The sequence below is a fragment of the Gracilimonas mengyeensis genome, from assembly GCF_900182705.1.
Lineage (GTDB): Bacteria > Bacteroidota > Rhodothermia > Balneolales > Balneolaceae > Gracilimonas > Gracilimonas mengyeensis.
The window spans coordinates 244,420-260,064 of record NZ_FXTP01000001.1; the positions used below are offsets into that span (position 1 = coordinate 244,420).

The window sequence follows — 15,645 nt, forward strand, 5'->3', positions numbered from 1 at the left end:
TTTTTTGAGGTTTAATTCTAAATCGCAGACTTCACGGGGGCGAATTATAGCTATATAGTTGAATTAAGATTCCAAAATATTTCACTACTTCCTAAAAGTCCTCCCTTGAGGGAGGTGGCTTGCGCAGCGATAGCGGAGCAAGACGGAGGGTGTTTGATGCTAAGGCTTTCATTTATTTTATCAGACTCACAAACTATACATGCGCCTGGATAACCATAATTCTGAAAATCCTGGTTCACAACCCCAGAACTTCGAGCTTGAATACCGCCCTTCCAATTATTACCCTATTTCTAATATCTATTTCAACAATTATCAACTATCGCGGTCAAAGTGAAACAACTTCTACTCGGCTTATTCATCTTATTCGGGATTTCTGAGTGCTTAATAGCACAGGGATTTAACTCTACCAATGGCCGCAATCATCCCGAACTAAATTGGCAAGTGGCGGAAACGGCGCATTTTAAAATCATGTATCCGCAGCGGATTGCTGGGATTGAAGATGAAGCGGCGGCTATTGCGGAAGAAAGTTACCGTGTCTTATCAGAAAATCTGGATGTGGAATTTAATTACAAAATCCGCGTGTACCTTTCGGATGAGGATGAGGTCAACAATGGGTTTGCCGTGCCATTCCGCCGGGCCTATACCGATATTTGGGTGAATCTGAATGATTACAGCGAGATTTGGACCGGCAGCGAAAAGTGGCTGCGCAAAGTGCTGGCTCATGAACTGGCGCATATTTTTCACTTTGAAGCGGTTAAAGGGAATGCAGGGCTTCTACAAAATGTATTTGCCACTCCGCGAACCCGATTTTGGTCAGAAGGGCTGGCTCAGTATCAAACCGAATATTGGGACTCACAGCGTGGCGATCGTTGGTTGCGTAAAGCTGTTTTTGATGATAACCTGAACTATAATTCCGGACAGGCGCTGGATGATGGCCGCTTGGTGTATGCGCTTGGAAATTCTCAGCTTCGCTACTTCACTGAAAAATATGGCGATAGCACGCTGGTGAATATGCTGAAGTATCGGGATACTTCTCTGGGGTTTATTAAGTATCATGATTTTTATGAGGCTTTTGATAAAGCAGTAGATGGCGGCTATTCAGCGTTTTTTGACGATTGGCGCAAGCATACCAACGTGTACTATAACACGCTGGCTTCGCGGATGGAACGAGTGGATTCCCTCGACGGAAAGTCTTTTGGCTTTCCTGCTACTTTTTTATTTGATGCGGCAGTGAGTCCCAACGATAGCCTTGTTGCCGTGCTGGGCTATCCATCAATGACACGTCCGGTTAAAAGGCTGTATGTGATCACTACGGATTCATCCCATAAAACCAAACAAGTTGGAGAAGGCAGAATCAACGAGGACTTGGCCTGGAGCACCGATGGACAGCAGTTGGTGTATTCTAGGCTTGTCAGGGGAGAACATTCATCGCTGGTGAATGATGTTTTTGTATATGATTTAAACAACGGAGAGGAGCATCAAATAACTTACAGCAGGCGAGCTAAATTTCCTGTTTTTGGGCCGGATGATGATCAGCTTTCGTATATCGTAAATGAAAACGGAACCGGAAACCTTTTTACCCACGATTTGAATACAGGACAGACACAACGAATTACCAACTACCAGGGCGATATTCAGTTGCTGTGGCCGCAATGGTTGCCAAAGCAAAACAGCTGGGTGTTTCATCGGTTCGGTGAAGCCGGTAACCGAAACCTGGTGTTACTCAACCGCGAATCTGGCAAGGAAACTATCTTGGATGATGGAGAACTGGACAACCGTAAGGTTGTGGTCAATCCTTCCGGCGATAAACTCGCCTATGTTTCACTGCGGGATGATGTGCCCAATGTTTTTATCTATGATTTCGAAACCGACCAGGAAACCCGGTTTACCAATGTTTTTACCGGGGCGGAAGTATTTGGCTGGGTTTCGGAGTTTGATACTATGGCTACTGAACACCTGCTGGTTGGCGCTTCGGAAAGCCGTACCAAAGATCAGCTGTATTTTGTTGAGGCAGATCGGGAAACCCCAGAAGTTTCAAATGATTATGTGCCGGCGGAATATGCCAGTTGGAAACAAAAGACCCCGCCGGTACTTTTCCCAGATTCCATAGCCCCAGCTCCACAGCTGATATCTGATCGATATGAATATGCATCTTTTCAGAACATTACCCATGTAACCTCTTTTGCACTGCCATACTATAGTGCTGAGGATGATTGGGGTATTTTTGCTACTTCTAACTGGACCGAGCCTCTGGGCAAGCACACTTTTGCCGGCGGGGGATGGCTGTCGATACCCGAGCCTGCAAAGAATTCTTATGGAGCCTTTTCCTATATCAATAACCAATGGTATCCCAGTATCTCACTGAATGTGTACCAGATGCCGGAGAATGGACAGTTTTATGGTGATCGATACTTGTTTGAAGAATACACCGGCGTTGATGTTACGGCACGGTGGCCGTTGGATACTTTTTCCGGTTCTTACCAGCGTAGCACACTTGGGCTTAAGCTTCGTTACTATCACACAGATCCTTTTGAGCGTAGCAAGTTTTTGCAGATGTCAAATATTGAAGCTCCTCAATCTGCCACTATCGCTGACCTGGAATTGGCTTTTGAGGTAAAGAAACAACGTCCCTGGAGCCGAAATGTGATTCACCCGCTGGATGGCTCGGGCCTGAGATTTTCTCTCTCTGCTGCTAATGAGAGTGTAGCTTCAGACCTGAGCTTTTTGAAGGCTGATTTAAATGCTTACACGATGTTTCCCGCTTTAGGATTGCACCGTGTATTTATCCAAACGCGTTTACAGACACAGTTCGGCAATCCCTTGCCCCAAAATTATATTGGCTTCTCACGCTATGATAATATCACCCTAAACCTTTTGGAGCAGGTACCTTTACGCTTTTTTGGAGATAACGAGCGGGTGCGCGGTTACCGTGATTTTGTGGCTGGTGATCAGGTAGCTTTTGCCAGCATGGAGTATCGGGTGCCTTTCTTACCCTCATTGCAAACCGAGATTTTGGGATTACTGAAGTTGGGAAGCACCTATGCTACATTGTTTACTGATGCCGGGATGGTTTTTGAAGGACAAGCGGAGTCAGGTGAAAGCGGCACCATCAGCCGGTGGGGAGCAGGCGGAGAAGTGAAAAACCTGGTATCTCTTTTTGGGATCGAATTTGTACACAGCCTGGGAATAGCCAAACCCGCCAATCAATTATTTGATAATCAGCCATTTGAAGTGTACTATCGCATCAAAACAGTAGTACCTTTTTAAGGTTTCAGTTCATCCTGCCAGGCAGGATTTGAAGAAAAGGGTATTCAAAAGGATGTAAATAAAAGATAAACAGGTATTAATAAATGATACGTATGGATCTTGGTGATCTGTTCAAAATCCCCATATGGTTATTATCAAAAAAAAGTAGTTTCTTAGACACGGCAAAACTTAAGATATTTTAATATTACGTCGATACTTAGATACAACCAACAGTTATCAGGCAGCGCTAATCCGCTAATTTGCAAGCAGTATTATGGCACAATTCAGGCTTAAGGCAATATCTCAGAAAGGGAAATTGGTACAGACCGAGTTTGAGGCAGACAATAAAAAAGAAGCTCAGCTTAAGGTAGACCGCCTTTCCCGTACCAACGGACTTTCCATTAAGGCCCTGGATGAGAAAAAAATGTACCAGTATAAGGTGCAACGGCCCGGTAAACCCAAAGTGACCGGCGAGCAGGAAGCGTATAGCAAAGAAGAGCTGGAAAAGGCGCTGGTGAAGCTGGGTTATAAAGTCATTAGCATCAATAAAAAGCTGTTCGACTTTAAGGGCGGCGTACCGATGCAAGAGGTGGTGACCTTTATTCGCCTTTCCTCTGATCTGCTAAACCAACAGCTTTCCTATGATGAAATTTTGAATCTCCTGTATGAGGATACGCAGAATAAGCGCATGAAGGAGGTTATTAAAACCATCCAGAAGGACTTAAAAGATGGAAAGGAAGGTTCCGAGGTATATGGCAAGCACGAAGATGTTTTTGGAAAGTTTGCGGCCTATATGCTAAGTGTAGCTTCTACTTCTGGTAATATGGCTTTGGTATTTGAAAGTACAGCCAAGTTCCTGGAACGGGATGCGGATTTTAAGAAAAATCTCCGTCGAGCCCTGATGATGCCCGCAGTTACGGTTTTGGCTGTAATTGGGGTGGTTTTGTTTTATGTAGGATATATTTTTCCTGCCACAGCCGAGTTATTTGTTGAGATGGACATCACCCTGCCACCGATGACGGCGGCTACCCTGGAGCTGAGTTACTGGCTCAGGGATAACTGGATTATGATTATGCTGTCCTTTGTCATACCTATCGCAGGCTTTATATACTATATAAAAACACCCAAAGGGAAACTTAACCTTGATAAATATATTATTCATATTCCTGTTATTGGTGATCTGCTCCACAAAACCAGTATTGAGATTTTTTCCCGCGTATTCTATACGCTGTACAGTGGATCAGGGCAAAATATTGAAGTGATAAAGGTAGCAGCTGAGGCCTGCCGGAATAAATACATGGAAAAACAGATTAAAGAAGTGGCCATTAAAATGATGTTGAAGGACGGGGCCGGTCTGATTGAGTCCCTGGAAACCACCGGTGTGTTTACTAAAACGGCCTTAAGTCGGTTTAGGTTAGGTGCCGAGTCAGGAGCCTTGCGGGAAAATGCCAAGCAGCTGGCCGAGTATTACGAGATTCAAACTACTTATAAAATGCAGTCGGTGATTGACATCATAAACCTGTTTATCAACTTGTTTATCATGATTGCCCTGATTGCTATTACCATCGTCTCGTCCGAGTCTGCTATTATCCAGCCAAATACCGGAATGTAATTGTTGATATAAATGGGAAAGATTAACATACGGAGACATATTGGCGACATCCTGGTAAATAAAGGAGTGATCACGGAAGATCAGCTCCAGAAGGGATTGGCTATACTTGCCGAAGAGCCCAAGGAAAGCAACCGTCGGCTGGGGCAGATCCTCTTTCAAGACTTAGGCCTGAACCGGCATATGATCATGAAAGAGATTGCCAAGATCTACGCTTTCCGTGAGGTATTGAAGGATGTAGAGGAGGTGCCTGGTGAAGTACTGGATCACATCAAAGAGAATATTGAAGACCTACCCAAAGAAGTGGTAGATGAACTGGTCCATCACAAAGCACTTCCGTATCAAAAAACCAATAACTCAATAACTATTGCTGCAGCTGATCCCTCTGATCCCAATATTCAGGGGGTGATCAATAAGATCAATTTTAAGCAGACCGAGCTTGTCTACTGTAAGTACGAGGTTATTGAAGAGATCCTCTCTAAAGTATATGAGCAGAAGAATGAATTCCTGGATCTGTTGGAAGAGATTGATTACGAAGAGCCCGATCTCGACAAAACTGAAGAGGAGATTGATGAGGAAGAAATAGATGCCGAAATCAATCAAAGTATGCTCAACTCCCTGGTAGAGGGGATGCTGGTTGAATCGGTGCGTCAGGGCGTGAGTGATATGCACATTGTGCCCAGTTCGCCGACTACCACAGATATTCGTTTTAGGATTGATGGTAAACTGCAGCTTTGGTATCAACAAAAAAATGTGAAGCCGGAAGCCATTTCGGCCGTTATTAAGGATAAAACCCGTAATGTAGACCGTTTTGAGCGGGATGCCTCACAGGATGGTTTTATTCAGCGGCAGGTTGATGGTTTTGGTATTCGGTACCGCGTGTCGATCATGCCCATTGTAGGGAAACAGTTCGACCGCAAGTTTGAGTCTATTGTAATTCGGGTTCTGGATGACAGAAACGTAATTCGCGACCTGGATAAGCTGGGTTTACAGAAGGTTGCCAAACAAAATTTTATAAAATCAATCCAACAGCCTTCAGGCATCGTAATCATAACCGGACCTACCGGTAGTGGTAAATCAACCACGCTGGTAGCCGCCTTGTATTATGTAATTGATCCAACCAAAAACGTACTTACGGTGGAGGAACCGGTAGAATATATCATTGAAGGGGCCCGGCAGCTTAAAATTAGCCATCACATGACTTTCGATCAGTCTATGAGAGGGATTTTACGGCATGACCCGGATATTGTATTGGTAGGTGAGATCCGTGATTTGAAAACGGCAGAGATTGCTATCAAGCTGGCGAATACTGGTCACCTCACGTTCTCAACCTTGCACACCAATGATGCGCCAAGTGCTATCTCGAGGCTTTATAAGATGGGGGTAGAACCTTTCCTGATCGCTAACGCCGTGAACCTGGTAGTAGCTCAGCGACTGATTCGCCGCTTATGCAACAATTGTAAAGAGGCCTTTAAACCCCATCCTGAGACAGCCAAAGGCATTGGTTTTACCGATGAGGAAATTGAGAACACCACTTTCTATAAAGCAGTAGGATGTGATAAATGCAACGATACCGGCTACAAAGGTCGGGCGGGTATCCATGAGGCTCTATATTTCTCTAAAGAAATTAAGAAAATGATTTTGGATGCCGGTGGAGATATTGACGAAGGTGCCATAAAAGACTTAGCGATGTCTCAGGGCATGTTAACGCTTCGTGGTTCCGGCCGTGAGCGAGTGAAAGAAGGTATTACCACCATAGAAGAAATTGTAGCAGTTACCATTGAGGATTAACATGCATATTTTTTGGATATTAACTACTAACTTGAAACATATTTATATATGTTAAAGCTGGTACAACAACACAGGGATTTAGTATGAGTAGCGAAATAACTAATTCTGGCGATGACATAATGAGCGATTACATCAAAAAGTTTTTGAAGGAGCCACCTATGCTTCTAAAAAACTTTCATTATGAAGATGTGCTGGAATTTCTTCAGTTAGGAAAAGAAGAACGATTTATGAGCGATGAAATCATCCTCAACGAATCGGAGTATGTGAATTCGGCATACCTTGTGGCCGAAGGCAGAGTTAGTATATGGAAGGATAACATACAGTTGGCTACTCTTGGGGAAGGAAATTTTTTGGGTGAAGCCTTCCTTTTCAGCAAGAACAGCAGAATGGCAAAAGTTACTGCAGAAGGGGACAGCGTACTGTTACGATACGAACGGTATGAAGCACTTAATTTTTTCCGGCGAAAACCAGAAAAGCTTTTCAATATATTCACAAAAAATATCATCGAAATACAGCAGCGCAAAATCAGCAATATGAATGTTCAGTTATTAAATCTGAAGAAACGCTTGCTTAATGACTCCAATTGGTAATCATTTAAATTCGGTTCTGGAAGCAGGACTGAAATAGATGTGTTTGTTATATTAAAATAATTTAATTTTTTTTGTAACATCTTGCTGGCTCAGGTATCTAATACATATCTGGAAACCGGCAACTGGTTATCATCAACACGATTAGGCTTTATATGGAGGCGGCAACTACAACTGCGATTTCAAAACTGGTAGATCCGGTTTTACAGCAAATTCCCCGTACGGTACGAGGGCTGGACCGCCATATGCGTATCGGAAATATTGTTGAGGAGCTGGATGAAGAGCACCGTTTGGCACTCACTGACATACTGGATTCTTATCTCAAACGGATGCTTAAGAATGAAGCATCGGATATTGATTTGGGCGGCCCCGGTTGTAAAGGGCGGGTTTGGTACCGCATATATGGCGATAAGAAGCCGGCTGAAACTCCTACAGATCTTTCTCTCGATGAAACCAATGTGCTGCTCCATAACGCTATTTTACCTTCTCAGCGAGAGAAACTGATAAAAGATAAAAACCTCGATTTTTCTTATTCCATTGAACTGGAAGACGGCAGCAGTCAGCGCTTCCGGGCAGACATGTATTTTGATCTGGAACACCTGGCTTTAAACATGCGGAAGATTGATAATACCATCCGCCCGTTTAAGAATTTGGGTGCTCATACCGAAGTGGCAAAGGCGCTCAGTCTGAAGTATTACAAATATGGCCTCACCTTAATCACGGGTATCACCGGTTCAGGTAAATCATCCACCCTGGATACTATCATTGACGCCAACAACCGGACGGTAGACTCTCACATTGTGATTATTGCTTCTCCGGTTGAATTGATTCATGAACCCGTACGTTCGGTTGTACGCCATCGTGAAGTAGGACGGGATGTGCCTTCCTTTAAAGAAGGAGCGATACAATCGCTGCGTCAGGATCCCGATATCATTGTAATAGGTGAGCTTCGCGACCCGGAAACCATTATGACAGCCCTCGAAATAACAGATTCCGGGCACAAGACCTTCGGAACCTTGCACACATCTTCTGCGATGGAAAGCATCGAACGTATTTTAGGTGAAGTACCTACTGAAGAGCAAAACAGGGTACGAACGCGTCTGGCAGATGTATTAACGTGTGTGATTAGCCAGAAACTAGTGCCAAGCCTGGATGGAAAACGGATTTTGGCTAAAGAAGTTTTGCTTGTAAATTCATCCGTCAAAGCGGCAATTAGAAATAACAACGTGGGCGAAATTTACCAAATGCTGATGGAAGGCAGCGAGCGGGGCATGAATACCATGGAGCAAGATCTTAAACGATTGTACTCGGAAGGCATCATTGCCAAAGAAACGGCAATCAATCACGCCAATAACAAAACCAAAATGGTACAACTGCTAAGCGAAGTGAATTACTAAAGACGCATGATCTCAGGAAAAACATATACGGGCTTGGTGGTAGATGGCGATGCGCTTAAAGTGGCCATGGTTAAGGTTACAGGTAAAAAGTTAACCTTGGTGGGCATAGATAAAGTACGCCTGGTTGAAAACCTTAAAGAAGAAGGAATGCCGGCCACTATTGATGAAGATGGAGGCATTTTTGATTCTGTAGATGATCCCGTTGACAGTAGTGAGATTTTCGGTTTTGAAACGGAGGAAGAGGTAGAAGATGCTGATGATGAACTGAAGCTGGAAGAAGTTGATGACGATATCGATGATCTTGGTTTTGACGACCTTGAGGATTCCGATCAAATTGTAGACTCGGATATGGTGGATGAAACCGAGACCCCGGCCTCCAATGAACTCCTGCTCTACAATTTATTTAGCCTGATAGATGCAAAGCGCATCAATTTGGGATTGAGCATTCCTGCCGGACAAACGATTTTTCAAATTCTTAAAGACAGCAACTTTTCCAAAACCAAGCGCAAAGATTTGGAAGTCATCGTGAATGACCGTCTGGAGGCTCTGCATGGCGTTCCTAAAGCTGAAGATTACTATTCCTATTCCGTAGCGGATGATGGTACGCTTTTGCTTACTTCTATTGATGAAGAACCCGGAATTCTAAACCTTGTTAACAACACGCTGGAAATCTACCGCGGCAAGCTCTTTGTTGAGGATGTTGTACCAGATGAAGTGGCGTTGGTTGGCCTGGTTAGGGCTAATTATGAACTTGAAGAAACGACCATAACGGGAGTCATTCAGTTTGGGGAGAAGAAGACCCGTATTATTTTTATGAAGGGTGAACAGCTTTGGATTGTATCCCCAATTATAACCGAAGGTATTAAAGATCAGCGGTTCCTAAGTACAGTTTTTAGTAAGATATTATTCCAGTTAGATACGGGCGAAGTACCTAATCTGGACCGGCTTATTTTATGCAACAACTCTCTGGGTGAAAAAGCAGTCACCTTTTTTGAAGACCGTTTTCAGGATGTAGAAATCACAGAGTTTGAATTTTCGGATGAAATATTTGATGCGGAAGGCATTAACAAATCTTCCTTGCCTGCTTTTACTACGGCTATAGGTGCTGCCTGGGCAGCCTCCGGATTTCAGCATAACAAATTCCCGGATATATCATTCTTACCTGATTATGTGCAGGAAAGGCAAAAGATATTTAAGCTTCAATGGCACGGGATTTTATTGCTGCTTCTCATTTTACTAACTCCCATTGTATCCAATCATTTTTACACGCAAAATGCAGCTGAAATAAACCGTCTTGAAACAGACATCAGCCAGTTAAATGCGCAGATAGAGTCTTTAGAACCTACCGTACAGGAATATAACCGCATCAGCTCCGAGCTTGAGCAAATACAAGCTCAGCTTCAATTGCTATCGGAATTAAGCCAGGGAACCCTGCGATGGAGTACCAACCTGGACCTTATAAATAACGGTGTTGATGATGTGAATATGGTATGGCTCACTTCCATGAACCAAAGCGATGGTGGAGTAGAAATTAACGGCATTGCCACTCGTCGGAGTGCCATAGCCGATGTTGCGGAGATATTTGATCGTGCTACATTACTGAATGTATCAACCTCCGAAATACGTGAACAAGACGTATATAATTTCCGGTATCAGATTCAGGACTTCTTTGATACGGAAGACATCTATACGCCGGAAGCAGTGCAAGGAATAGAAGACTTAATCCAACAGCCATAAATTTGTCATACGCAGTACGAAATACCATCATTCTGTTAGTGACCCTTGCATTATTTGTAGGGGGCGCATTTTCCTATATCAAGTTTATCCAGGTGGCAGAGCTTGAGGAACTGGAAGAAACCTATGCCGAAAAGCAACAGGACTACCAGGAAAAACGACAAACCAGCGATGCTTTTCCCATATTGAATGAAACCTATCAGCGGGCAATAGCTATTACCGAGAATTTCGACAAATCACTGTATCCTCATCCCACTCCGGATGATGTATACCACTACCTGGATTACATCAGTTACAGTGACACCAACTCAACCGTATATTTTGATTTTGTATTTATAGATTCAACCGCTTCTGATCAATATGGAATCATGACGGCTGATATTAACGGATATGGCAACTACCAAAACTTTATGAATTTTATTAATAAACTGGAAAACAGTCGGTTACTTAACAAAGTATCCGGACTTTCTCTGACACCCCCCGGAGGCAGTGGGGAAGAACTGGATGAGGTCAGCTTTGGCTTTACCCTTGAGAGTTATTACCAACGGCTTGGCAACCAGCAAACCAGTTTACTGGACGATCAACTAAGCCTGAATCAAAGTATTTCTACTTTCAATCCCTTTTATCCGCTTATACTTGCTTCGGTACCTCCAAATGAGGACAACCTGATTAATGTGGAGCAAAGTCGCTTAATAGGACTTACAAGCTCACGAGTATTTATAGCGGATCAGGGCGGCAGTGTGCAGTCACTCAGAATAGGTGACAAGGTATATCTTGGCGAATTAAGCGAAATTGATACCGAAAATAATTCTGCTACATTTAATTTAAATAAAGGTGGTATCACAGAATTGGTTACCCTGGAGATAGAGCGATGAAAACAGTAAAGAAAATGAGTTACGCATACAGCACGGCATTCGCCTTATTTTTATGTATGGCGGTTTTTTCAACCGGCCAGCAAGTGATGGCGCAGGAAATCATTGATCCACTCAGGGAATATACCAATCCCGAGGAAGTGGTAACCTTTGACCGAAATACCTCATACACTGAGGCTATAGAAGTAATTAACACCTTTGCGCAGGAGTTTGATGATAAGTTTATTGTTGATAACACGGCCCGATCTGGAGAACTGGGGGTGAATTTGCCACCCATGCATTGGAAAGATGCATTGCGTTATATCCTTCGCTTTGAAAACCTCCAGCTCACAGAGTATGAAGATTTCTATGAAATCAGCGTCCCCAAAGAAGAAGCAAATGTAAGCAAACAGGCAAATGCTACCGGTGTCGGCCAGCAATCCGAAATTCTGGCCACAACCGATACCCGTGAAGTTCGCATCAATGCTACTTTCTTTGAAGGTAACAAACGGGCATTGCAGGAAATTGGCATTGACTGGTCTACACTTACCAGCGACATACCCGAGAACCTAAGTGAATTTGTATCGGGAGAAGGGGGAGAGACAGTACCTTCTTCAACATTGAATGATCAATTTGTAGCCGTTAATTCTTTCAATGCTTCCAGCGTATCACAGAATGCCTTTAACGCGATGGTTAATTTCGGGGAATTTGGTCCTGGAATCAGTGTTCAGGCTCTTTTCAGTGCTTTTGAAGCAGATAACCTCGGTAAAGTTTTGGCCACGCCATCAATTAAAGTGGTTGACGGACAAGAAGGGAACATCCAGGTGGGACAGGATTTTTCCATCAAGCAAAGAGATATTGCCGGAAACGTTACCGACAACTTTGTAAGTACCGGTACTATCCTTACGGTCACCCCGAATATCATCACGCAAGGAGATACTTCTTTTATTTACCTTGATTTGGAGGTTGAACGTTCTACTGCCCAGCCTGATGTGGTAAGTACCATTGTGAACAAGCAGGAAGCAACAACTTCTGCTATTTTGATGGACGGTGAGTCAACCTACGTTGCCGGTTTATATCGTACAGAAGAGACCTCGGTGCGTCGCGGAGTTCCTATCCTGAAAGACTTGCCAGGCTGGTTTTTCGGTCTTCGTTACTTGTTTGGATATAATTCCAATGACTATCTGGAAAATGAGCTTATCATCATTGTACAAGCGGAACTGATTGAACCGGTTAAAACTCGTATTTCAAACAAATTGGAAACCAAACGTGATGTATTAAACAGTACGCGTGACCGTATGCGGAATGATCTTGACCGGGTATTCGAATCCGCTGAATCACCTTTCCCACCAGAAGATGATGCAGCTGCTAAATCCCAGGATTCAGTAGCAGCTGAAGAGGAAGTTTTGGAGCCAGAAGTCACTGAAACCGAAACTACTGATGAGCCAGAGCTCACCGAAGAGCAACAAGAAATGGCGGAAGAGCTTAGCATGCCCGTAGAACATCCCGAATTGATGATGGTGGTTCCAAAAGCCTTCGATTTAAATGAATTTTTGGAGCGACAGCAAAACGGAGAGGTAGTAGAAGAAACCGATTCTGATCTAAAGTATTTTGTGATTGGAGGATCCTTCCTGGTTCCAAGAAATGCTCAAAACTTTAAAGAAACTTTAGCTGAAGAGGGATGGGACACACGGATTTTATTCAACCCTGAAACCCGCTTTAATTACGTAGCCTACGAGGGCTTCTCTGATTTTGATGAAGCAGTGGAAAGAACCTTGGAATTACGAGGTAGTATCAACGACGAGGCTTGGTTATTTACGCTTAGATAGAAAAGGCTCGGGTAATTCCTGAATTGAAGCTTAATTCAGGAGTGCTGTTTTAAATACTGTATGGAAACACGGTTGAAAGACCCCGGTCGCTCTACATTGCACACATGCCCGCAGTTTTCAATCACCTTTAAGGTTGAATTTTTGTGCTTCTCTACGATTTGTTTAACGGGCGGTAAAAACATGTGGTCTTCACTGCCCATCACATAAAGCATGGGAGATTTCACTTCTTTTTCTTTGAAGTATCTCAGCAGGGGATTCACCTCGTTGGTAAGCTTAAACCAGCGCAAAAACTCTTTTTGATATAATTTCTTTGCCTCCCGGATAAACATATTTCTGGACTTAGCGTGATGTTTTCGGGGCATGATAATCCAGGCAAAAAAGCGGTAGAGCCACATATATGGGATGATTCTCTTGAACATATGTCCCAAAAATACCAGAATTCTGGAGCGAATGTTTAGCCGTGTGATGGCTCCGCAGAGAACAGAAGACTTCACGCGTTCGGGGGCCACTTCAGCAATGGTTCTTATAATGATGGTACCTAACGAAACGCCAATAAAATGAGCCTTTTCAATGCCCAGATGATCCAGCACATCCAGTACATCACGGCTGATAAACTCAAAAGAATAATTCTCTTCGTAATACTTTTGCAGCAAATCCTTTGATTTACCGTGACCACGTAAATCTACCAACAACACATTAAAGTGCTCTTTAAAATCCCTCAGCTGGTTAAACCAGATAGATGAGCTTCCACCGGCACCGTGTACAAACACAACCCAGTCTCTCTCTTCCGAGGATATAAATTCTTTATAGTACAACATATAGTTAATAGAATTATCGCAGGCGGTACTAAATTAAAACCTTAATTATGATATAAAAAGGCCAGAACAATATCACAACAATTTGTAAATATAATGTTAAAGAACAGGGTATAGTTTCAATGACAAACCAATTTTTAAGTACGGAGAAACTATGCCAGGTATATTACAGAAAACTACACAGTCACCATCCACTATTGCAGGGCTTAATATTAAGTCCGGTAAGTACACCGTGCGTTTCGCGCAGGGTCGGAATGAAGTTGAAGAAGCTTTAAGGCTCAGGTTCAGGGTTTTTAACCTCGAAATGGGGAAGGGCTATACGCGTTCCTATTTTGATTTTTTGGATGAAGACGAGTTTGACCGTTATTGCCATCACCTGGTAGTGGTGGAAAACAGTACCCAAGAGGTTGTAGGGACTTATCGGCTTCAGGATGTTAACACGGCCGAGCAGGGCAGAGGGTTTTATACGGCCTCCGAGTTTGCCATTCACCTGTTTCCTTCCCGGATTTTATTAAATGCCATCGAACTTGGCCGGGCCTGCATAGAAAAATCACACCGAAATAGCCGCGTGTTGTATTTGCTATGGAAAGGTATTGCCCAGTACGCTCAGCTGATGGGCATGCGATATCTTTTTGGATGTTGTTCCCTGAATACCATGGAAGCAGAAGAAGCATGGACCGTTTTCAGGCAATTAAAGCGTGGCGATCATCTTCATCCTGACTATCACATTTTGCCTAGTCCAAAATTCAGATGTTTGAAACCGGATGCAGAGGCTAAAAGTGATACCCCGGTAATGCTTCCCCAGTTATTTGAACTATATCTGAAGTTAGGTGCAAAAGTCTGCAGTCCACCGGCATTGGATAAAGCATTTCAAACAACCGATTTCCTGATATTGTTGGATTTAGAACAATTATCAACCCAAACAAAAAACCTGTTTTTCAAATAGAAATTGTTAATTTTGCCCTCTATGAATCTGATAAGGGCAATACTACGTTTATTGGTTTTTCTGATTGTAACCTTAGGCCTGTACACAGTGATTATGCTTTGTGCAATTGCTTCGTTTACAGGGTTGAATTATGAAAAATACAGAGGCTACCTGCTCAAAGTATGGGGCAGGTGTTCCTGTGCAATTCTGAATTTGAACATTCACACAGAAAACGAAGCCCCCGAGCCTCCCTTTTTGGTGGTTTCCAATCATTTAAGCTATCTGGACATCTTTGTGTTGTTTTCACAATTACGATGCCTTTTTGTGGCTAAAAGTGATGTAAAGGCATGGCCGCTGGCAGGTTTCATTATTCGAACCTGCGGCATTCTTTTTATAGACCGAAACCGAAAAAGAGATGTAAAACGGGTAAACAGCCTCATATCCAGGAACATAAATGAAAATCAGGGGATCATTTTATTTCCCGAAGGCACAACTAGTCCGGGCATTGAAATACTGCCCCTTAAAACATCATTGTTAAATTACCCGGCCAGCCAAAGCTTTCCGGTACATTATGTAACCCTTTCTTACCAAACCAAAGATCCGGATTATCCGGCCCATACCCATGTGTGCTGGTGGCAGGATATTTCTTTTGTCCATCATTTTTGGGAATTTCTTAAAATCAAAGAAACCCATGTAAGCATGAAATTTGGGAAGTCCGGGATCGTTAACGCAGATCGTAAACAACTGGCAGAAACTTTACACAAAAAGATGAGTGGTGATTTGAAGCCTGTAATAACAGCTTCAGAATTCTATAAAAAGCATGACGACTATAAATCTATGTTACCAGTATAGGAGTGACAG

At 43.2% G+C, this 15,645-nt stretch carries 11 protein-coding genes; 10 read left to right on the top strand and 1 reads right to left on the bottom strand.

Annotation, left to right across the window (positions count from 1 at the left end; translation table 11 throughout):
• The first annotated feature begins 330 nt into the window (after window positions 1–330).
• The 8 genes from FN815_RS01015 (at window position 331) to FN815_RS01050 (ending at window position 13,044) form a co-directional block, all read left to right on the top strand.
• Complete coding sequence (locus tag FN815_RS01015; protein WP_142452728.1) at window positions 331–3,267, top strand: BamA/TamA family outer membrane protein; 2,937 nt, start codon at window positions 331–333, stop codon at window positions 3,265–3,267.
• 253 nt (window positions 3,268–3,520) lie between these two features.
• Window positions 3,521–4,858 (top strand): type II secretion system F family protein, encoded by a 1,338-nt coding sequence (locus FN815_RS01020; protein WP_142452729.1) that lies wholly within the window; start codon window positions 3,521–3,523, stop codon window positions 4,856–4,858.
• Between the two features lie 12 nt (window positions 4,859–4,870).
• Entirely contained in the window at window positions 4,871–6,646 is a 1,776-nt protein-coding gene (locus tag FN815_RS01025; RefSeq protein WP_142452730.1) for a GspE/PulE family protein, read from the top strand.
• Window positions 6,647–6,729: 83 nt separating this feature from the next.
• Complete coding sequence (locus FN815_RS01030; protein ID WP_142452731.1) at window positions 6,730–7,236, top strand: Crp/Fnr family transcriptional regulator; 507 nt, start codon at window positions 6,730–6,732, stop codon at window positions 7,234–7,236.
• 152 nt (window positions 7,237–7,388) lie between these two features.
• Entirely contained in the window at window positions 7,389–8,630 is a 1,242-nt protein-coding gene (locus tag FN815_RS01035) for a type IV pilus twitching motility protein PilT (protein WP_142452732.1), read from the top strand.
• A 6-nt stretch (window positions 8,631–8,636) separates the two neighbouring features.
• On the top strand, window positions 8,637–10,367 hold the full coding sequence (locus FN815_RS01040) for a hypothetical protein (protein WP_142452733.1): 1,731 nt from the start codon (window positions 8,637–8,639) through the stop codon (window positions 10,365–10,367).
• 2 nt (window positions 10,368–10,369) lie between these two features.
• Window positions 10,370–11,239 (top strand): hypothetical protein, encoded by an 870-nt coding sequence (locus FN815_RS01045; protein WP_142452734.1) that lies wholly within the window; start codon window positions 10,370–10,372, stop codon window positions 11,237–11,239.
• Window positions 11,236–13,044: a type II and III secretion system protein gene (locus tag FN815_RS01050; RefSeq protein WP_142452735.1), complete on the top strand. Its 1,809-nt coding sequence runs from the start codon at window positions 11,236–11,238 to the stop codon at window positions 13,042–13,044. The genes FN815_RS01045 and FN815_RS01050 overlap by 4 nt, the downstream gene beginning before the upstream one ends.
• 35 nt (window positions 13,045–13,079) lie before the next feature.
• Here FN815_RS01050 and FN815_RS01055 read toward each other — a convergent pair whose 3' ends face one another.
• Window positions 13,080–13,862 carry an alpha/beta fold hydrolase gene (locus tag FN815_RS01055; RefSeq protein ID WP_142452736.1) on the bottom strand — a complete coding sequence of 261 codons (783 nt, stop codon included), beginning with the start codon at window positions 13,860–13,862 and terminating at the stop codon, window positions 13,080–13,082.
• 151 nt (window positions 13,863–14,013) lie between these two features.
• Here FN815_RS01055 and FN815_RS01060 point away from each other — a divergent pair, with 151 nt between their 5' ends.
• Both FN815_RS01060 and FN815_RS01065 read left to right on the top strand, forming a co-directional pair.
• Window positions 14,014–14,805: a GNAT family N-acetyltransferase gene (locus FN815_RS01060; RefSeq protein ID WP_142452737.1), complete on the top strand. Its 792-nt coding sequence runs from the start codon at window positions 14,014–14,016 to the stop codon at window positions 14,803–14,805.
• Between the two features lie 192 nt (window positions 14,806–14,997).
• Complete coding sequence (locus FN815_RS01065; RefSeq protein WP_185957127.1) at window positions 14,998–15,636, top strand: lysophospholipid acyltransferase family protein; 639 nt, start codon at window positions 14,998–15,000, stop codon at window positions 15,634–15,636.
• Window positions 15,637–15,645 lie beyond the last annotated feature (9 nt).